Annotated in this window: 14 protein-coding genes, 1 pseudogene and 2 riboswitches; of the genes and pseudogenes, 9 read left to right on the top strand and 6 right to left on the bottom strand. The window is 40.8% G+C overall.

The window, feature by feature from the left end:
• Positions 1-123: 123 nt before the first annotated feature.
• A pseudogene (locus tag SporoP32a_RS17520) lies at positions 124-838 on the top strand (TOTE conflict system archaeo-eukaryotic primase domain-containing protein); the annotation flags it as partial.
• A 51-nt stretch (positions 839-889) separates the two neighbouring features.
• Complete coding sequence (locus SporoP32a_RS12845) at positions 890-2371, top strand: DEAD/DEAH box helicase family protein (RefSeq protein ID WP_420542320.1); 1482 nt, start codon at positions 890-892, stop codon at positions 2369-2371.
• An 86-nt stretch (positions 2372-2457) separates the two neighbouring features.
• Here SporoP32a_RS12845 and SporoP32a_RS12840 read toward each other — a convergent pair whose 3' ends face one another.
• Together SporoP32a_RS12840 and SporoP32a_RS12835 are read right to left on the bottom strand one after the other, a co-directional pair.
• Positions 2458-5514, bottom strand: a complete 3057-nt coding sequence (locus SporoP32a_RS12840; protein WP_085428253.1) for a YhgE/Pip family protein — start codon at positions 5512-5514, stop codon at positions 2458-2460.
• 39 nt (positions 5515-5553) lie between these two features.
• Complete coding sequence (locus tag SporoP32a_RS12835; RefSeq protein WP_085428252.1) at positions 5554-6123, bottom strand: TetR/AcrR family transcriptional regulator; 570 nt, start codon at positions 6121-6123, stop codon at positions 5554-5556.
• A gap of 185 nt (positions 6124-6308) precedes the next feature.
• Positions 6309-6407, top strand: a riboswitch (TPP riboswitch).
• A gap of 84 nt (positions 6408-6491) precedes the next feature.
• On the opposite strand from SporoP32a_RS12835, the gene SporoP32a_RS12830 reads away from it, so the two are divergent.
• From SporoP32a_RS12830 to SporoP32a_RS12820, 3 genes are read left to right on the top strand one after another with little or no spacing between them, the layout of a single operon-like run.
• Positions 6492-7262, top strand: coding sequence for an ABC transporter ATP-binding protein (locus tag SporoP32a_RS12830; RefSeq protein WP_085429079.1), 771 nt, complete (start codon positions 6492-6494; stop codon positions 7260-7262).
• Positions 7259-8011, top strand: a complete 753-nt coding sequence (locus SporoP32a_RS12825) for an ABC transporter permease (RefSeq protein WP_085428251.1) — start codon at positions 7259-7261, stop codon at positions 8009-8011. The genes SporoP32a_RS12830 and SporoP32a_RS12825 overlap by 4 nt, the downstream gene beginning before the upstream one ends.
• Positions 8008-9048, top strand: a complete 1041-nt coding sequence (locus tag SporoP32a_RS12820; protein WP_085428250.1) for an ABC transporter substrate-binding protein — start codon at positions 8008-8010, stop codon at positions 9046-9048. The genes SporoP32a_RS12825 and SporoP32a_RS12820 overlap by 4 nt, the downstream gene beginning before the upstream one ends.
• A gap of 63 nt (positions 9049-9111) precedes the next feature.
• On the opposite strand, the gene SporoP32a_RS12815 is transcribed toward SporoP32a_RS12820, so the two are convergent.
• Positions 9112-10626: a S8 family peptidase gene (locus SporoP32a_RS12815; RefSeq protein ID WP_198166168.1), complete on the bottom strand. Its 1515-nt coding sequence runs from the start codon at positions 10624-10626 to the stop codon at positions 9112-9114.
• Positions 10627-10914: 288 nt separating this feature from the next.
• On the opposite strand from SporoP32a_RS12815, the gene SporoP32a_RS12810 reads away from it, so the two are divergent.
• Positions 10915-11994, top strand: a complete 1080-nt coding sequence (locus SporoP32a_RS12810; protein WP_085428248.1) for a YARHG domain-containing protein — start codon at positions 10915-10917, stop codon at positions 11992-11994.
• Positions 11995-12073: 79 nt separating this feature from the next.
• Here the strand turns inward: SporoP32a_RS12810 and SporoP32a_RS12805 are convergent, their stop codons facing one another.
• The 3 genes from SporoP32a_RS12805 to SporoP32a_RS12795 form a co-directional block, all read right to left on the bottom strand.
• Complete coding sequence (locus SporoP32a_RS12805) at positions 12074-13291, bottom strand: tetratricopeptide repeat protein (RefSeq protein ID WP_085428247.1); 1218 nt, start codon at positions 13289-13291, stop codon at positions 12074-12076.
• Positions 13292-13375: 84 nt separating this feature from the next.
• Positions 13376-13966 carry a nucleotide exchange factor GrpE gene (gene grpE, locus SporoP32a_RS12800; protein WP_085428246.1) on the bottom strand — a complete coding sequence of 197 codons (591 nt, stop codon included), beginning with the start codon at positions 13964-13966 and terminating at the stop codon, positions 13376-13378.
• Positions 13967-14203: 237 nt separating this feature from the next.
• Positions 14204-16681, bottom strand: a complete 2478-nt coding sequence (locus SporoP32a_RS12795) for a S8 family serine peptidase (protein ID WP_085428245.1) — start codon at positions 16679-16681, stop codon at positions 14204-14206.
• A 237-nt stretch (positions 16682-16918) separates the two neighbouring features.
• Positions 16919-17096: riboswitch (Lysine riboswitch) on the top strand.
• A gap of 117 nt (positions 17097-17213) precedes the next feature.
• On the opposite strand from SporoP32a_RS12795, the gene dapA reads away from it, so the two are divergent.
• The 3 genes from dapA (at position 17214) to SporoP32a_RS12780 (ending at position 21320) form a co-directional block, all read left to right on the top strand.
• Entirely contained in the window at positions 17214-18107 is an 894-nt protein-coding gene (gene dapA, locus SporoP32a_RS12790) for a 4-hydroxy-tetrahydrodipicolinate synthase (protein ID WP_085428244.1), read from the top strand.
• Positions 18108-18300: 193 nt separating this feature from the next.
• Positions 18301-20022 (top strand): sigma 54-interacting transcriptional regulator, encoded by a 1722-nt coding sequence (locus SporoP32a_RS12785; RefSeq protein WP_198166167.1) that lies wholly within the window; start codon positions 18301-18303, stop codon positions 20020-20022.
• A gap of 122 nt (positions 20023-20144) precedes the next feature.
• A complete protein-coding gene (locus tag SporoP32a_RS12780; protein ID WP_085428242.1) occupies positions 20145-21320 on the top strand; it encodes an iron-containing alcohol dehydrogenase in 1176 nt (391 codons plus the stop codon).
• Positions 21321-21340: the final 20 nt, after the last annotated feature.

The raw sequence follows: 21340 nt of genomic DNA, 5'->3' as shown, positions 1-21340 counted from the left end.
TTATATGTTGTATATAAAAAGTCATTGCATTGAATATTCAAAACCCTCTTGTATTTAATCTAATTTTCTTAGTAAACTAAGTATAGCGAATTACTGAATTAAAATATAAGAGGTGCATTGTTTATGAAGAAGTCTGAACGAGAATTGAATCTTGAACTAGAAAAACTTCATACAGAAAATAAATACTTAAAAATGATAGTACAGAACCATTTACCTGCATTTCAGATTAAAGAATCTACCAGTTTAGTTACCGATACTTCGACCGCACAAGAAAAGGTTCAGTTATTTCAAAGTTTATTTCGAGGTAGAATGGATGTTTATGCAACTCGATGGGATTTAGATAATGGAAAGAGCGGATATTCACCAGCTCGTAAGAATAAAGCCTTCATCCCTCTTACCGATCAAACTGTTTACGACCATTTAAGTGGGAAGCACGTTGTCGGTTTATATCCATTGTTAATAGATAACTCTTGTTGGTTTCTTGTAGTCGACTTTGATAAAAAATTGGCAAGACGATGTATTAGCGTTCGTAAATATCTGCAGAAAGATTCAGCTTCCTATTAGCATTGAAAGATCTCGTTCTGGTAATGGAGCGCATGTATGGATTTTCTTTTCAGAAGCCTTACCTTCTTCATTAGCTCGCACCCTTGGCAAAACACTTATTAACTATGTCGATAAGAACACAACAGCTGAATTAAAGTCTTTTGACCGTTTGTTTCCAAGCCAGGACTTCCTTAAAAACAATAATAGTTTAGGGAACCTAATCGCATTACCTTTACAACGCTATGCCCGGGATGTAGGCAATAGCGTTTTTGTTAATGATAACTTTAAACCATTTGAAGATCAGTGGCTATACCTATCTTGCCTAAATAAAGTAGACGAGAATGCTATGAATAACTATTTGAAACTACTTAATGTACGGAATAATATTAGTAAATCTATTAAAGAGCAGAGCGCGTTAAAAGTCATTAAAAAGAATGGCATTCATTTCAAGCTAGAAGATCTTTCTGATTCACTTACTTCACAACTCGAAAACTTAGCTACTTTTGGAAATCCTGAATATTTTAAAGCAAAAGCTAAACGATTATCTACCTATATCATCCCTCCCCTCATTGAAAGTTTCGATAAGACTACTACCCACTTAATTCTTCCTAGGGGATGCGAACAAGCTATTCAAGATTTACTAACATCTAAAGGTATTAAAGTAGACTGGGCAAATGAACGCTTTTTAGGTCATCCAATAGAAACACACTTCTCTGGAACTTTATCTCCACAACAGTTGGATGCGCTAAAACAGCTGAAAGAAAATGATAGCGGAATTCTAGCAGCCACTACAGGATTCGGAAAAACAGTAACAGCCGCAGCTTTGATTGCTGACCAAAAAGTCAATACACTTATTATAGTCAATCGAAAACAACTACTAAATCAGTGGATTGATCAACTCTCAATATTCTTGAACTTATCACATAAGGAAATAGGACAATTTGGTGGTGGAAAACAAGTAGCTACTGGAAATATTGATGTAGCAACAATACAAACTCTAACTTCTAAAGGTATTAATCCTATCATTACTCAATATGGACAGATCATAGTAGATGAATGTCATCATTTATCAGCATATACTTCAGAAAAACTGATGAAAATGGTTCGAGCAAAATATGTTTATGGCCTGACTGCTACACCTACACGTAGGGATGGACTTCACCCAATAATCACCATGCAATGCGGACCAATCTTATATAAAACTGATGCTAAAGAACAGGCTCTCATACGACCTTTCCATCATCTAATCTATGAAAGAAAAACTTCATATAAAACTAAATCTGAAAGCATACAGCAAATGTACAATGAAATTGCAGTGGACGATAAGCGAAATCGACTTATTTTCGATGACGTACTTTTAGCATTAGAAGATGGTAGGACACCATTAATTCTAACCGAAAGAGTTAACCATGTTAAAATACTACATGACTTGCTCAAGGGCTTCTCAAAAAATATTGTTATTCTTTCAGGAGAACTATCAAAAAAGGAACAAGAACGAGCATTGAACATGATTCGTAATTTACCAAGTGAAGATGAATTAGTAATTATTGCGACTGGCAAGTATATTGGTGAAGGATTTGATTTACCTCGATTAGATGCATTATTTTTAACTATGCCTATCTCCTGGAAAGGTCTTCTTACTCAATATGTAGGAAGATTACATCGTAACTATTCCGAAAAGCAAGAAGTACGTGTGTATGACTATATTGACCAAAAGGTTCCCATTCTAATAAATATGGCCAAGAAGCGATCAAAAGGATTTCGAGATATGGGTTATGTTAATGGAATCGATGACAAGAATAATTCTCAACAAATGAAGCTATTCTAACGGATTTTATTCTATAAAGTTTAGATACACGTAAAAAGGCTGCATGAAAAGTTATTAATAACTTTCCATGCAGCCTTTATTTATCATCACATCACAATATTACTTTCCTTCGCTTTCTCAATAAACTTATCGCTCGATTTATTAAAGAATTTCTTCAATCCTATTCCCACACCTAGCGATAAAGCGAAATAGATGAACAGGTAGAGAATTTGTTTCCAAGCCACCGCCCAGATAATGCCCCCAATGGATTCACGCAATAAAGTGATTGCATGGGTGAACGGCATGAATGCAGAAATGCGTTGGAAGAATTCGGGTGCCATCTGGATCGGGAATGTTCCGCCTGACGCACCGAGCTGCATGACCATCAAAATAATTGCGATGACTTTTCCAGTGTTACCAAATACGGATACGAGTGTGTAGACAATAGTAACGAATACAACACTAATGATCACACCGAATATCACAAATGGCAGCTTATTCACCACATAGACGTCCATGATAAATATCTCACCTAGCGTGACGATCAATGATTGAATCGTCCCGATCCCGGCGAAGATGATTAACCGTCCAATATACGTTTGGTAACTCTTGAACCGTGTTTTCTCCCGAATGTCCACTTTTAACGTGGAGACCATTAACAACGCACCGACCCATAATGATAGCGTTGTATAGAACGGGCTCATTGCGGAACCGTAGTTCGGAATTGGATATAGCTGGTGCTCATCCAATACTACCGGTTCAGCGAAAAACTTACTAACACCAGTAGGATCTGTTGCGAGAACATCCAATAATCTATCCAAGTCGCCGTCTTCTTCTAATTTACGGATCTTCTCCGCCATCGTTTCAATCGTTTCACGCGCTTCCGGGAAGTACTTCTCCGCTTTCGCTAAATCCGTTTTCCCTAGCGCAACCCCTGCTTCTGCCTTTTCAAGTGCCGTACGCAAACGTGGAATCCGTCCATTCACTTCATCCAATACGTCGGACACATCATATAAAGCATTTGTTGCGTCACGCATCGCCGACTTATACTTTCTTGTCAAATCACTGTTGACGAAATCAATAGCTTCCCCAACCGAGCGATCCAATTCTCCGGATACGCGATCGACTTCAGCCAAATGTTTCTTTCCATTTGCTTTTGATTCATTGATTCGACCAACTAAGCCGTCTACAGATGAATTGGCAGATGATAAACTGTTTTGCACCGTTTTGATGCGTTCAATCTCTCCAGAAAGCTTATCGGAATGAATGAACTTCTCTAAATCTGTTAGTCCACTTGTAATCGATCCAATTGCTGACAGCCCATTATCGATACGATCTACCATCGTTTGAAGTACGCCAATCGTAACCTTTGGATCTTCTGCTGTCCCTAACAATCCTGCAAGCTTCTCATCAATTTCTGTCTTTGAGGCTTGGAGTTCATTGAATCGATCACGTAATCCCTCATCAAAAGTCTGCAGTTGTTCAATTGCATCAGTAATCGCCTTTTGGCTATTCGCATCAAATTGATTTCGCGCATCCACAATCTTTTGCTCGCTAGCTTCCAACTGTCCTTTCAATTGATTCAACAACTCAAGACTTGGCTTTTCGCCTTTATTGATGGCGGCTTGCACTTTGTCAATGACTTGTTTAGTCGATACTAACTGTTCTCTTAACGAAACAAATCTCTGTCCCAAACTAGCAATTTTGTCACTACCGGTTACTTTTCCAGCGGCTTCAAGAACTGAAATCACTGTATCCGTTTTACCGATTTGATCTTCAATGGCAGTGGACATACTGTCGAGCTGTTCTTGGAATTGACTGAAATCAATTGACTCCCGCTTATCGATCAAGCCTTGCACAACTTTCTGCGCATTCGTATTCACTTCCGTTGCACGGTCCAGCAAGCTTGTAATATTCACAGAAAGCTCTTTCAACTGCTTCATCAACTTTTCCGTTTGAGGAGACAATATATTTTCATAATTACCTTTGATTTTATCCATATCTTCAGCAAGCTTGTCTGACAGCGCCTGTGTTTGTGTGATCAGATCCGTCGCTGGATTCTTACCACTTTGTAAATCTGAAATGATAGTTTCCAAGTTCTTCTTCAGACGACTTAAATCCGCCACGCTGTCACTCAAAGAACTCTGCAAGTCTTTAATATTGGATGAATCTTTTAAATTCTGATCCTGCTTCTTCAAATAATCATAAATATCATCTAACCTAGCATTTGTATCTTCCAATTTACCTTGCTTATCGCGCAGTGAATCGACGATACGATCCACATCTTCCCCTTTACCTGACAATTCACTTGTCAGATCAGGCACTTTACGGAATGCGGTTTGCGCACTCTCCAAGTTGGATGTAATGACCCGCAATGTATTATCCACGGTCTTTTCATTCTCTTGCAACTTGCTGATCAATCGTGCATTCAGTTTTTTCGCATTCGCATGCACCGAATTGACATCGTCCAATACCAGATCCACACGATCAATAGAAGAATCCGCGAAATTTAACCCTTTATCCACTAGCTGCAATTTCGAATAAATGTCGGGAATATCATATTCTAGTTGATAAACTAAATCGCGTAGTTTTTCAATATTGACACGATTGTTTTCCAGTTCCACTCCTAGATTATTGAATACCTTGATCACTGCTTTGTTCGCTTCTTCAACGAACGTGCTATCGATATTCTCTACTATAGCAGATGCGCCCTTGCCTGCTACTTTTGGAGAAATCGCATTAATCTTTTCATTGATATAATAATCCAATGTCGGTTGTTTAATATCGTCTGTAACGATACTGCTTAAATTTTCCGAGAAATTCTTGGGGATGATAATCGCAGCGTAGTAATCGCCGTGCTTAACACCTTTTAAGGCTTCGTCTTTCGTCACGAACTGCCAACCGAGATCATCATTCTTGGTCAGCGAAACGATTACTTCGTCTCCGACATTGAATTCCTTACCCTCAATTTCTGCGCCTTGATCTTCACTAACAATCGCTACTGATACGCCTTTCGTATTGGAATATGGATCCCACGAAGCCAAAATGTTCATCCAGGCATAGAGCGACGGTAGAAATGCAATGGCTGCAATGACGATGAGCGCCGCTTTATTCTTGAATATATTCCGGAGATCCCGTTTGACTATAAACAATATTTTATTCATGTAGTATAAACCCTCGCTCTGTATTCCGACATTCGCATATTACACCAATAGACTAGAGAAAATCGTATAGTTCAACACATCTGTGATTTGCTCCTCGGTCAGCTGGTCATCATGCGTTTTCGACCAATCCACTACTAACGCCAAATAAGATTTGAATAATAGATACGCGATCAGTTCACTATTACATGGCTTCAATTCACCTTTGGCAACACCGCGTTCAATCTTACTAGCAATAAACTGCAATATTTCCTTCTCTATAGAAGTTAACACATCCCCGACAGCTGGTGTGCGTAACTCTTTTTCCTCTTCAATCAGCTTAATGAATAACTGATGCGTCTCACGAAACTTCAATAACTGCATAATACGCGCATGGGCATTCTCTTGAAACGATGCCCCTTCTATAGCCGTTCTTTCCGACGCCTCTTTCATTTCGTTCACCATATTCCAGACGATCGAATGAAATAATTCTTCTTTATTCGAGAAAAACGTATAGATAGTACCTTTCCCCACATTCGCTATTTTCGCTACTTGGTCCATTGTCGTCGCCTTATAGCCAAACATCGTAAACGATTTTCCAGCCGCCAACATGATTTCTTCCCTACGATCCATTTTGACACATCCTTCGAAATTGACCGTAATACCATTTCGGTCTGATAGTCATTATACTACATAGATTTTCAATGAAATGCAAGATGCTTGCTATTAATGAGTGAAAAGAATAGTTTGATCGGCATTCAAAATATTTACTGAATTAAAGTTGACTACTTTACTAGAATATGAAACGATAAGACATGGATAAACACTAGGGGTGCTTTTGCTGAGAGAGGCTATTTGCCTTAACCCTTAAACCTGCTCTAGATAATGCTAGCGGAGGGAAGTGGACATATGACCGGTCTTGGCCGAACTATGCAACCGCTTCGCACAAAAGAAGTGGTTTTTTTGTGTGGATTTTTGAAGAAAAGAGATGTGAAAAGAATATGCCTAATAAAATTTTAGAATTTACCGATGTATCCTTTCATTATCAAGCAACCAAAGCTTCAAAACCGACGGCTATTTTTGACCTAGTTGATTGGCATGTAAATGAAGGCGAATTCGTCAGCATCATTGGACCAAGTGGTTACGGGAAGAGTACGTTGTTCCGATTAGTTACTGGCCTTGAGAATCCTGACAGTGGAGAAATTTCATTGAACGGTGAAGTCGCAACGAGGCGTTTAGGAAAAGTCGGTTACATGCCGCAGCAAGATTTACTCATGCCTTGGCGAACCATTCTAGAAAATGTTCGATTGCCAGTGGAACTCCGAGGTGCCAAAGCGACTTCCGATGAGATGATCCAGCTACTTGCAGATTTTGGGCTAGCTGGTGAAGAAAACTCTTACCCTGGCAACTTATCAGGTGGTATGCGTCAACGTGTTTCTTTTTTACGAACGATTCTAACCGGCTCTGATATTTTATTGCTGGACGAGCCTTTTAGTGCGCTCGACGCCATTACCCGCTTGACGATGCAAGAGTGGCTAATTGATCAGTGGAAGAGGCTCGATAAAACCATTGTCTTCATCACCCATGATATCGACGAAGCATTATTTCTATCTGATCGTATCTTTGTACTTGCTGAAAAACCTGTGCGGACAATTCGCGAAGTAGCCGTTCCTCTTGATCGACCACGTACGATGAGAGACTTGGCACGCCCAGAACTGGTTGAATTAAAGCAACAACTCATCATGGAGCTACGTTCGGAGGCACCACTATGAAAAAGATTACTTCTTATAGTAGCTCCATACTTTTCGTCGCGATCTTACTTGGCATATGGGAAACCGGAGCGCGTCTTTATGATAAAAGCTTCTTATTCCCGTCTCCATCTGCGATTCTAGTCAAGTTATGGGAACTAAAATCGGAGCTGTTTATCCACCATTTACCTCCGACAGCTGCAACAATAGTCATCGGACTAATTATTTCGATACTTATCGGATCAGCACTTGCGATCGCGATGTATAGCAAGAAGCCTATCGAGCAAGCGTTTTATCCACTTTTGATTGCGTCACAGACGATTCCCGTCATTGCGCTTGCACCGATTTTCGTGCTGTGGTTCGGCTACAGCATTTGGGGAAAAGTTGCAGTCACTGTACTAATCACCTTTTTCCCCATCACTGTCAGTGTGTTCGACGGCTTGCGTTCATCGGATAAAAACTTACGTGAATTAATGCTCACGATGGGCGCGTCTGCAAAAGATATTTTCTTTAAACTGGATCTACCTTCCGCCCTACCTTCCTTTTTCTCTGGACTTAAAGTGGCGGTCACACTCAGCGTGATCGGTGCTGCAATCGGAGAATGGCTTGGCGCACAGGCGGGTCTTGGATATTTCAGCAGAAGAATGATGACTCAATTCGATAGTGCGGCTGTATTTGCACCGATTGTTTTACTATCTGCTGTAGGCATTATTTTCTTTTTACTTGTCGTTTTATTGGAAAAATACTTTTTACAATGGAGGAACCACGAATGAAAAAACGTTTGCTACTTGGGATGACCTTTCTTCTTTTGCTAGTCGCTGGCTGCAATAATGATGCAACCGCAGTAGATACGGAAGAGTCACAGAACGATGATAAGAAAAAAGTTAGTATTATGCTCGACTGGTACCCAAACGCAGTACATAGCTATATTTATGTGGCACAGGAAAAAGGTTATTTCAATGATGAGGATGTCGAAGTTGATATTCAATTCCCTGCCAATCCAACTGATCCAATGAATTTGACTGCTGCAGGAAAAGTGACACTTGGATTGTACTACCAACCCGATGTCATTTTGGCTCAAGCGAATGAAGATATCCCTATCAAAGCGGTCGCATCTGTCGTACGTGAACCACTGAACTACACGGTCATGCTGGAGGACAGTCCCATTCAATCGCCGAAAGATCTAGAAGATCTGACGATTGGTTATCCTGGCATTCCACTCAACGAAGCCTTGATCAAAACCATGATCACAAATGATGGTGGCGATTACGATAAAGTGAAAATGATTGATGTTGGATTCGAACTAGAATCTTCATTAGTTTCTGAACGGGTTGACGCTGTGACGGGAACATTCATTAATCATGAAGTACCTGTTATGAATGCTAAAGGGTTCAAAACACGCTATTTTAATCCCGTAGAATACGGCGTTCCTAACTACAGTGAAATTGTTTTGTTAACGGGTAACGATACGTGGGAGAAGGAACATGACGCCATCTTGGCCTTTTGGAGAGCCGCACAAAAAGGGTATGAATTCATGGTGGAACAGCCTGAAGAAGCACTGGAATTATTGCTTAGCAACCAAGATCAAGCGAACTTCCCACTCGATAAAGCCATTGAGATGGAAAGCTTGAGTATTTTATTGCCGAAGATGGAAACAGGTGGAGAACCCTTTGGCCAGCTTGATGAAAAGTCATGGGAAGAAGTACGTGATTGGCTTCATGAGATGGAATTGATCAAGACGAAACCACAAGTGGAAGATATGATCATAGATATCAGTTCTAAAGAAATATTTTCTAACGTAACAAAGTAATATAAAAAGCTATTGCGTAAGTCTACATGACTTATTGCAATAGCCTTTTTTGGTTCTATAGGATTAATCCGGCACGACCGTAAACTTCACAACAACTGATTTCTTCAGTGTCACACCTTTTGTATTCTGCAATCCTTGATTCACACGTAAGTAATGAACACCTAGTTGCCATTCATTAAGAGGTGTGACGAGTAATTGCTGAGGATCTAGTGGATTCAATTTCGCGGTAAATCCTTCTATGCGTTTTGTGCTATTTGGTAGATGTGTAATATAAATATGCTCGCTGTAGTCTTTGCCGAGTACTAGTTTATTAGTAAATTTGATTTTGAATACTTTGTTCTTTTTCACGACTAAGTCCGGGAAATCACCAACAAAATCCTTTGGCTGATTTGGATTGGCGGCAGTTGGCAACGCATAGCTAAGTCGTTCTAAATTTAGTAGTCCTGCACCGAAATGATCGTCTTTACCGAGTTGCCCTAAGTCTGTCGCAGTCATTTCAAGTAACTCTCTAATTTCAGTTGACTTGGCTTCCGGTTGCAAGGACTTCACCAAAGCTGCCGCACTTGCCACCATAGGTCCCGAGAAAGAAGTTCCACTCACTGATTTATATGTGTTATTAATGTACGTGGTAGAAATCACCGCGCCTGGTGCAACCAAGCTGACTTGAGAATTAAAATTTGAAAACGAAGCGCGTTGATTTTTGCTATCGGTTGCCCCTACTGAAATTACGGAAGGATAGGATGCAGGAAACATGACGGAATTCCCTTTTTCAGCATCGTTTCCTGCAGATGCCACGACGGTGATTCCCGACTCGATCGCTCGTTGTATCTCTTTTTCTTCTAGTTGGGACGGCTGGCTACTACCATAACTCATGTTGATCACATCGACTTGTTTCATAATCGCATAATCAATCGCTTTGATACTATCCGATACTTTGCTAGTTCCATTCAAGTGCGAAATTTTCAATGGCAAGACTTTCGTGTCGTATGTTCCCGCTAGACCTGCCACACCTATGTGATTCCCTGCCCTCGCAGCAATGACGCCCGCTACTGCCGTTCCGTGTCCATTGACGTCCTGAACGTTTGCGTTGTTAGCGTAAAAGTTATAGCCACCTGGCTGAATTCTTCCTTGTAGATCTTCATGCTGGATATCAATACCTGAATCGATAACTGCCACAACCGCATTCTTCTTTTGTTCTGTCACTCTTGACCAAATTAACTGCGGCTTCAGTTGCGGAATCCACCACTGCTTCACGAAAATAGGATCATTGAGGACGATATGCGAATAGCGCTCGTAATTTGGTTCAACATGTAACACGTTTGGATCCTCAAGTAGTTGTTCTTTCATTAACAGCATCTCTGCCGAATCTGTAAAACTCCATAATTCCACTTCATCTGATATAGTTTCACGGCTTTCAACACCTGGTAGCCCTTCATCAATAGAAAACGATTGGCGATTTCCTTCATACTCAACCAATAGTTCATTGGGTACTACATCCGCATTGACCACTCCTTGAAATCCTAGTACCATCATCCATACGATGCAAAAAACCAACACGATATGCCGCTTCTCTCTCATATGCATCCTCTTCTCTTCCTTAGCCCCTACCTTGGAAACACAGGATTCTTTTATACTATTATAGCTTGTACGTTTCTAATTATATACAGCAAACACTGAATATAGTACTACGTAAAAAACATAATTTTAAATTTCAATTTCACAAACATACCATTTACTCATTATCCTTATATAACAACTTTCCTTACATCTAGAATAATCCGGCCAATCATAGTATAATTTTGACTACATTGGTATCTACTCTAGTTTCCAAAAGAGAGAGCCATAGCATGAAGTAGGAGAATTCAAATGAAAAAATGTCCAATTTGTAATGAAATGAATGATAAGCAGCAAGAGTTTTGTACAAACTGTAAAGCATCTCTTGCGTCACGTCGTTTGAATAAAAAACGTTCTATATGGAAAACACCACACTACCCAATTGTATTAATTGTTGTCGTGCTTGTAGCGATCATTGGCTACTACACTATTGAAAGTAAATATGGGCGAAATGCTACAACAGAGAAATTCATTACGGCATTGATCGAGCAGGATCGCGACACATTGCAAGAATTGATTGTACCGAAAGACAGTCGGATTGCGATTAACGCAGATAGTTTGCAAGCGCTGCTAACGTTGGTTGAGAAAAACCCTTCGATCGTACAAGTAGTGGAAAACCACTTACACGAAAAATCCGAAGACGGCATGTTTTCCATTCGTGCAGCTGGTAAACGATTGGGTCTTTTCCCGCGCTACACAATCAATCCAGTAGGCTATATCGTCAAAGTACAATCTATCGGCGATGAAACGGTACTGTCCATCCATGATGCGGAAATCGGCTATATCAAAAAGCGGAAAGAACAGGCTGAATTCGGCCCTTTCATGGCGGGAATCTATCCAATTAAAATGACGACGACTCTGGATGACGATACGGTACGTGAAGAAATCCAGGCGAACGTCTTTGGGGCGAAACAAACTGTTCATCTAGATTTTGATTCCATTAAAGAATTGGCTACCGCGGCCAACACAGATGTAGAAAAGGATAATGATCTGCCCGTTGTTCAAAACGACATTGTAAAAGAAGAACCTGTCGAGACGGTCATTGTCAAAGAGATTATTAAAGAAGTTCCAGCTGACGTTCCAAAGGATCATTTCATCATTTCATACAGCGGAGACGTGTACCTCGATAAATCCGATTTAAAAGGATTATCTAAAGACGATTTACGTTTGGCGCGCAATGAAATATATGCGCGACACGGCTATGTCTTTGAATCAAAGGAATTGCAAGACTACTTTGGTTCGCAATCTTGGTATACACCCGATCCATCATTTAACGGAAAGATGGCGAAGTGGGAGAAACACAATGTGGAACTGATTAAGTCGCATGAATAAAAACAGGAGCAATCGAAAGAGTCTAATGACTTCCTTGATTGCTCCTGTTTTCTGTAGTTAAGCGCGGACACAAGCCGAGTTAGCTCGCTTGCTCCACGTCTTCACTACTCTCGCCTTCTTCTATTAACTTCTTCATAGCTTTCGCTTCATACGTAACCCAATCGACATTCGGTTTGCTAATTAATTCATCCAGAATCGCTGTTGCCTCGGCATTCTTATTTAGCTTCCATAATGCGCGACTCTCTTGCAAGCGCATCCCTTCTCGATAAGGGGACTCTTTATAATGCTCACTTTCTTCTTTATAGAAAGCTTTCGCAGTATTGACGACTTCTTCATACTTCTGCTCGCGTAAATAACTTGATGCTAAGAAATACGACGCATCGTCTGTAAAGTAATCACTTTCTTCAGTGCGCACAGCATACTCTAAATAGGCCACTGCCGCAGGGAAGTCTTCATTCAGATACTGCTTATAACCTTCGTTATAATACATTCTCGCCTCTTCATTCGATACGAATTCAGGCTCAACTTCCTCTTCAGGTTCTGTATCTGGCACTTCTACTGGCTCTTCTTTCACCGGTTCAGTCTCTGTTATGGCTGGTTTTTCAACCGGCACAGTAGTCGGCAACTCACTAGCTGTATCGGGCTGTGCCAGTAAGTTGGCAATTAACCATATTACGAAGACTAATAAAACCGTTGCAATGCCCGCGAATAAAGCCGCTGCTCCCTTTTTTAGCTTGCGTTTCGGCTTCGGTTTTGGCACTGGACGCGCAATATCCGGACGTGGAGGTTCTGCCGCCACGACACGTTTGATAGTCGGATCGTCAAGAACATGCAAAGGCAATCCAACCGTATAGCGTGATAACGTGCCCGCTTCATAACGTGCCACCAGAATGGTTTTCATACGATATAATTCAATCGGAATCGGCATTTTCCCTGCCATTTCCATGGCGTTATCTACTATATGTAGGACATTTTCGGTATAGCCCAATTCAATTTCAGATACAGCGTAGTTATACTCAGCGATCACCTTTGTATAGGTGTCCCAATTACTAAGAATCACTTCTTCCAGCTTGGCGACATGAGGCTCCTCGCTATCGAGTTCCTTCAAGTACGCTAATGCTACATGCAGATTGCCGACTTTACTCTCAAGCAAAGCTTTATGCCACAGTATCTGCTTTCGGTTCACACTAAGTTTTTCAAGTTCTCGGATCGTATCAAGCGCCATCGTGTAACGCTTCTGGCGTATCTCTTGTTGCATTTGCTGAATCAACATAGGAATGTTAGTGAATGAACTCATCGAATCACCTCCACCTACTTAATGGGCGGACGCAGTGACTGAGCCATTGATCCATTGTAATGCTTGTCATACACGTTCCCCCTTTTACGTAACTGTTTTCACGAATGCATCTTGAATAACTTGTCCTTCTATTGAAAAGGCTCTGCGGAATACAGCCGCTACTTTAAATCGCTCAATTCCTGGCGCTTCTTCAGCAGGTATAGTGCCGACCGCTTCCATAAAGCTTTCGTCGAAATATTCATCATACACCGGTAACTCTTGTATACCCATGTCCTCAAGCAAATGATGCGCTTGATCGATTACGGTATCCAATTGCGCGATCAAATCGATCGACTCCGGGTCCACCGTCTGACGTACGTCTTCGAATAATGTAAAGATCTCTACTGCCCGTTTCGCCATATGTACACGGTCTTCAAACGCTTCATCCTGCAAACGAGTAATCGCTTCATCAACCGGCAGAACGGCTTGATTGCTCTCAAGCAATTCTTCTAGCGACCGGAAACTCGTTGATGTGAATTGCTGAAACTGCTTCAAATCCTCTTGCGTAACCGGCTTCTCAATAGGATCTACTTCAAAATCTTCAATAGTAATTTTCTCTAGCTGCAATAATTCCTTATCCAATATGCGCTGCAACTCTTCCGGCCTGTTATCCGCGGACTCATGTATAGTACTCATCGAATTCCCCTTTTCGAAAAAACATATGTAATTCTCAATCAAGCAAGAAAAGCCCAGTCTACTCTCAGGCTATTATACTGATAAGATAGCACTTTTTGGGGTCTAACACAATACTGGGCCATGAATTGTCGGAGGAATGGGACGTCTTGCATACATGGGGTGACAGGTTTTTACAGGGTTTGGCATGGAAAGACAGAAGAGCCCTCCAGTAGGAGGACTCTTCTGATGAACACTAATTTACTTATAATAGGAATAAAACATAATCCTACTTTCCTTACGTAATGAAAGGTAATTAGTATTTTGAACGTTTTTTGTCACTGTAAGATAATGATAACCTTCCTGCCAGGACTGATTTGGCTCAATCAGTAGTTGCTTATAGTTCAGGGGATTTACTTTGGCAGTAAAACTTTTCACACGCCCGGCACCATTCGATTTTCTGGAAATCACAACATCTTGACTATAATCTTTAAACGGAGATAATGGCTGAGTAAAGGTGACTCGGAAAACTTTATCCATGGGGACGTCTGGATTTGTAAAATCGCTTGTAAATTCATACCCTTTGCCGTTTCTGACAACATGTACAGTCGCAATTTCCGCCACTCCACCTAATCGTGCTCTAGCTGTGACGAATACGGTACCCACACTTTTCGCTGTAACTACACCATTCTGATCGACTTCTGCTATGGAAGGGTCTGATGACGACCATATAATTCTTTGATCCGTTGCGTTATATGGAAAAACCTTTGCGGAAATTGTAAACTTTGCTTCTATCGTTGTATCTACCACATAAACGGGCAGGATTTTCCTGGCGTTTCCAATATAAAACGTGATGGTCGCACTTCCCGGATAATTCGCTACCACCATCCCATCGTAGTCTACGTAAGCTACTTCCGGATTAGATGATTTCCACTCCACGAGGTTATCCTCTTCGTTCAAAAAGTATTCTCTATCTCCTCTTTTCATAGACACTTCGTCCAATATAATATCAGGAATTTCTACATCACTATATTCCGGGATAAAGATACTCGATATTTCATATTCCTGTTCCACAAATCTTTCATTATATGATGATTCTTGATGAACCTTCATATAATAGTAACCTTCTTGCAACTCTACTTTCATAGCTAATCCTTTTCTACCGTTAGCCAACTCTTGATATTCAGCTTTTGCAATCCAGTTCTCTTTTTCATCATATAAATCTACATTTAAAAATTGATTATCAGAACCATCTTGCGAATAATCTTTTGTCCAATATATTTCAACATCAAGCGTCCCAGGCTCATCCCTTACTAATTCATAAAAATCTATATCCTTAGAAGTTTTATTTATTCTTCCCCTCATATTTTCATAGTAATAATTTAAAAAGGAAGTAGCTTGGGAAATTGTATCGTTTGGCTCTATTTCATACGAAGCAAACTCAGCTAACTGGTTTTTATTCGCGGAAAGTGCCTTTACTTCATTCGTTACATAGCCTAATGACAAATCCAGTGTCACAGCTTCCGTGTTCAATTCTACTCGTTCAACTGGAACTATTTTTGGCGGAAGTCTGTCATGCAATGCTCGTAGATTCAGTAAACCTGAACCAAAGTAAGCAGGTGTATTTAAACCACCTAACGGCATCGCAGTATCTTTCAGCAAGTTTTTCATTTGTTGCGGTGTGGTATTTGGTTGCAACGATTTATACATAGCCACCGCTCCCGCCACAATCGGTGAGGAAAACGACGTGCCCTCACCGATACCAAATCCATGGTTGGGGCTTGTAGTGTAAATTGATGTACCTGGAGCCACCAGAGTTAGACTGTTATTGTAATTAGAAGATTTCACGTGCTGATTCAACTGATCCACGGAACCAACGGAAATCACATTGTCGTAGGAAGCAGGATAAAACAGTGGATTCCCTTCCTCTGCTTTATTTCCCGCCGCAGCCACAACCGTTATTCCAGCCTCGATCGCTTGCTGTATCGCGTTGTTTTCTATATCTGACTTCAAATCTCCACCCAAGCTCAAGTTAATGACATCTACTCCACGTGAAACAGCATAATTAATGGCCGCCACTATATAGGAAGTCTTTGTTTTATTTCCTTCGCCAAATACTTTTAAAGGTAAAATCTTCACGTCATATGGACCTACAATTCCTGTGACCCCTATGCCATTTCCATATTCAGCAGCAATTACCCCTGCCACTTTCGTACCGTGTCCAGTTACATCAAAAACATCCGTACTACTATCATAGAAGTTATACCCACCGGTTCGAACTCTTTTTTCCAAATCAATATGTCTAGTATCCATACCTGAATCAATCACTGCGACACTAACCGATTTCCTTTGTTCTGCTACACGCGACCAGATCATTTCCGGACGAACATGTGAGATCCACCATTGAGCATTCAATCCAGGATCGACGATGTCTGCTGCGATTTCACGTTCTGCATTCAGCTCGACGTATGCGATAGCAGGATCCTCTTGCAACTGGAGTTGAAGTGCTTCAACGTCCGCATCTTTTGTCAAACTCCATAACTCTACTTCATCAGAAATCCTCTTGCGCGTTTCCACTTGCATCTCTACTTCTTCACTAAATGTCATTCGGACATCTTCTGCGTATTCCACCAACAACTCTGTAACCGGTGACTGCGCATTACTATGTATAGGTTCACTATTAATTAATCCAAGAAACACCAGTACCAACAGTAGACAACGTAAACTACTTTTCTTCACAACATCCCTCTTTCCTAATAAAGTTCATATTTTCAATCCATCAATCGTTGCATGGAATAGATGACTTTAGTCCATTCTACCTCCTAGAAACGAATAGGACTACAGGTAATTCCATATTAATGAAATTAGTCAAAATTCGTATGTTCCTTATCTCCATAGAAAAGTAATGGTTGCATTCTTCATACATACCAAGTACAGTAGGGGTAATTAAACTTTCACTTATTTCGATAATTCGGAAATAAGGATAGAGGCGCAAAAACCATTAGTACACAATCAGAGAATCATGAGGTTCTGTGAAGATTGTTGAAAGGGGAATTTGCCGAAGCTGCGAGACACTCATGATCTCCAAGCTGATTCTGGACTGAACAAGTGCAGGATTGTCATATGGGAAACTGTATGGTGGGCTATCTCGTGCAAAGAAATAATTCATTATTTCAACGCAACAGCGAGCCCTCGTTGTTGCTTTTTGCGTTCACTTACGTATCGCCCCCACCTCTATGTTTTTTAATAAAATGATAGGATGTGGAGAATAATGAATTTTGGATCAGTTATGACAGCGATGGTAACTCCGTTTGATGAAAGAGGAGACATCGATTACCCAGCAACTAAAAATCTAATCAATCACTTACTAGCCAATGGAACAGACGCATTAGTCATCGCAGGCACGACAGGAGAATCGCCTACGCTTACAGCAGAAGAGAAAGTGGAACTATTCAAGTTTACTGTCCAAACCGTAGCAGGCAGAGCACCTGTCATCGCTGGAACCGGAACGAATAGCACGAGAGAATCTATCGATTTAACGATCCAAGCGGAAGAAACCGGTGTCGATGGAATTATGCTAGTCGTCCCTTACTACAACAAGCCTTGTCAGGAAGGACTGTACCAGCACTTCAAGACGATTGCGCAAACTACGACATTACCTGTCATGCTATATAATATCCCGGGCCGTAGTGCAGTCAATATGTTGCCAGAAACCGTTATTCGGTTGGCTAACGATGTGTCGAATATTACGTCCATTAAAGAAGCAAGCGGCGATCTAGAAGCCGTTGCAGCCATTATTGAACATACGGGCGATGAGTTCTTTGTCTATACAGGAGACGATGCTTCTACACTTCCTGTATTAGCCATCGGCGGAACAGGCATTGTGTCGGTTTCAGCGCATATTATAGGAAACGAAATGCAAGAGATGGTACAGAACTTTAAAACCGGTAACACAAAGCAAGCAGCGGAAATTTACCGTGGTTTATTGCCAATCATGAAAGCGATGTTTGCTGCACCTAACCCTTCTCCAACAAAGGCCGCGTTGAATTTACTGGGTGTACCAGTCGGCGGAGTTCGTTTACCGATGATCGCTTTGCCTGAAAACGAAGTGGCGGCTTTGAAGGAATTGTTAGCCCTTGAAGACAATGCTACGATTGGATTGTAAAAGTAACGAATAGAAAATACGCTGCCTCAAAAAACTACTACTTGTAGATTTTCTGAGGCAGCTTTTTGCATCTACAAGTAAAAGCCTGTTTAAGATACGTATCTCCCTTCAAAACGAACTCAGTACAAACTATGTAATAGATGCGTTATACTGTGTAATAATCGATGAAAATAGATACATCATGGAGGCTTTTATGTTTAACGATTCTTTTATTAATACACTCATACAGTTGGAAAATGATAAAAAGTGGATGTCTGTAGCGAATTGGATGAATGAAAATCCCCCAGTTATCCAACTAGATCAGACGTTGCTAGAAGCAGCTAAAGTACTGAAGGAATTGAAAATCGAGTTTCTCCCTATCGTTGATTCACAATATAAGCCGGTCGGTATCATTACTGCTGAACACATACTCGAAGCATTCGTCAATGGCCGTAATAAGCACACAACACTAGAGCATATAGTACTTATGCAAGTAGCTACAATAGACGAACATACATTATTGAATGAACTCCCTTTCGATCCAGACAATACAAATGTCTATGTTGTAAAAAACAAACAAGGCAACCTCATGGGTCTGTTAACTCAAAAAGAAATCGTCAAAGGGCTATCGGCATTGATCGAAAGTTATATAAAAAATGAAAAAGTCTCCGATATTTTATCAGTCATTCTGGAAAAAGCGTATGAAGGAATTGCTGTGGTCGATGAATTGGGTATGATCATCGAATTCAATGAGGCCTATAGTAAATTCACCGGTATCCCTAGATCGGAAGCAATTGGACGGCATGTCACAGAAGTAATCGAAAATACAAATCTACATGAAACCGTACAGAAAGGCATGCCAGAAAGAGGCGTTCTTCAAAATATTCAAGGACAAGATATGGTCGTTCACCGCATTCCCATTTGGAAAAACGGTAAAGTAGTCGCAGCAATCGGTATGTTGATTTTCGAAGGTGTTTCAGACATTTATCGCATTTATGAGCGTTTACAACTACAGAAAATTATGGCTGATACTGAACTTCCTCCCCTATCTCCTGAAGGTTTTTCCAGTCTCAATCAAATTATAGGGACGAGCGAAGCGATATCCGACTTAAAGAGAAAAGCTCGGACTGCCGCTCGAACACAAGCTGTCGTTTTATTGTCCGGTGAAAAAGGAACGGGTAAAAACGCATTTGCAGAAAGTATCCATCAGTTAAGTCCGATCGCATCCAAACCATTTACAACTATATACTGCAAAGTCCAAGCAGCGCGAAATGTGGAAGAACAACTTTTCGGCCCGCATGGAATCCTCCATTCCGGAAAACCAAGCACGCTTTATTTACAAGATATAGATGCTTTATCTATGAATACACAAATGAAATTATTGGAGTTTCTAAAACAAGCTCCAGAAGATTTCCCAGTTCAACTAATCATTTCGTCTACACAAGACTTACACGAATTAGCCGAAAGAGATGCTTTTAGTTCCGAGTTATATGCCAAATTAAATCCACTGCAACTCTCTATTCCTGCGCTTCGTAACAGGAACGAAGACATCCCTTATCTACTGTCACATTATATGCAGGAAATATGTTTCACACATAAAATACCCGAGAAGTCATTCTCTACTACCGCTGTAACGTATTTAATAAATTATCAATGGGAAGGCAATATTGAGGAATTGATAGATGTGCTTGAAGACTTAGTAAGCATTGTTGACTCCGATAGTATTGATGAGACAGATTTGCCGCAACATATTCTGGATGGACAAAATTTAAGTACGTTAGAAGACTTCAGAGAAAAACAAGAGGCTGAAGAAAAAAAGATTATAGTAAATTTATTGGATCAAACAGAAGGTAATAAATCCAAGACAGCCGAGTTGCTTGGCATACACAGAACTACATTATATAAAAAATTAAGAAAATTTAATATCTTGACCTGAGTGTAGCGTGGATGCTACACTCAGGTTACAAAATAAAAGTGTAGCATCCACGCTACACTTTTTCTTGTTCTATTGTAAAAGCACACTCTAGTACAGGAAATACAATTTAAGGAGCTGACCTAATGGAAACTTGCAAAATGTTTCAAATGCCCCCTACTATTCTGTATCAACAACATTCTTTCGAACAGATTGGGGAAAAAGCCACACTCCTCGGTAAAAAAGCGCTGATCATTAGCGACCAAATCATGCACAAACTCGGTTACGTAGAAGAATGCCAACAGAAATTGTCTTCTCATTCTGTTGAAAGCGCTATCTTTCTCGGTGTAGCTTCCGAACCGAATGATCAATATGTAGATGAAGCACTTCAATTGTATACAGATGAAAAATGCGACCTCATTATTTCATTGGGTGGCGGTAGTTGTATCGATACGGCGAAAGCGGTTGCAGTAGTCGCGACGAACGGTGGGAACATCGAAGACTATGTAGGCATGAAGAAAGTTGCGCAAATCGCGCCTGTTCCTCACATCGCTATTCCAACTACTGCAGGTACGGGTTCAGAAGCAACGGACGTAACGGTCATTACGAATTCAGCAACTAAAGTGAAAATGATGATCAAACAGCCTGCTTTCATGCCGAATGTAGCGATTGTTGATCCATTGCTCACTCTGTCTTCCCCACAAAAAGTAACGGCTGCAACAGGTGTAGACGCACTGAGTCACGCGATTGAAGCCTACATATCCAAAAAAGCACATCCTATGACAGATATAATGGCTTTATCCGCCATTCAATTAATCTCAAAGAACTTATATAGAGCATTCACGGACGGTCAAGACATCGAAGCAAGAGAAGGCATGTCACTCGCTGCCCTTCAAGCAGGAAGCGCATTTTCAAACGCGTCTGTTTGTCTAGTCCACGGCATGTCTCGACCAATCGGTGCACTCTTTAATGTACCGCACGGCTTCTCTAACGCGATGCTCTTACCTGCCGTTCTAGAGTATAGTAAAGATTCATGTATCGATAGACTGGCAGATATCGGTCGTATCTTCTCTTCCGACGCGGCACAGCTGTCAGATGAAGAAGCGGCAGAAGTAGCTGTACAATCCGTTAAGGACTTATGTAAAGCACTAGACATTCCGAATCTTGAAACATGGGGTATCCCGCGCGAAGAATTTGTAAACGCTCTCGAAAAAATGTCTAAAGACGCGGTCGATAGTGGAAGTCCCGGTAACAACCCAAAAGTTCCTTCAGAAGACAAAATAGCAGACTTGTATCAAGTGTGCTATGAATACCAATTTTAATTTGACACGTAATTACACTA

It is taken from the genome of Sporosarcina ureae, from assembly GCF_002109325.1.
GTDB lineage: Bacteria > Bacillota > Bacilli > Bacillales_A > Planococcaceae > Sporosarcina > Sporosarcina ureae_C.
Note: the sequence above shows the minus strand (reverse complement) of the source record. Positions and strands in the feature narration are given on the sequence as shown.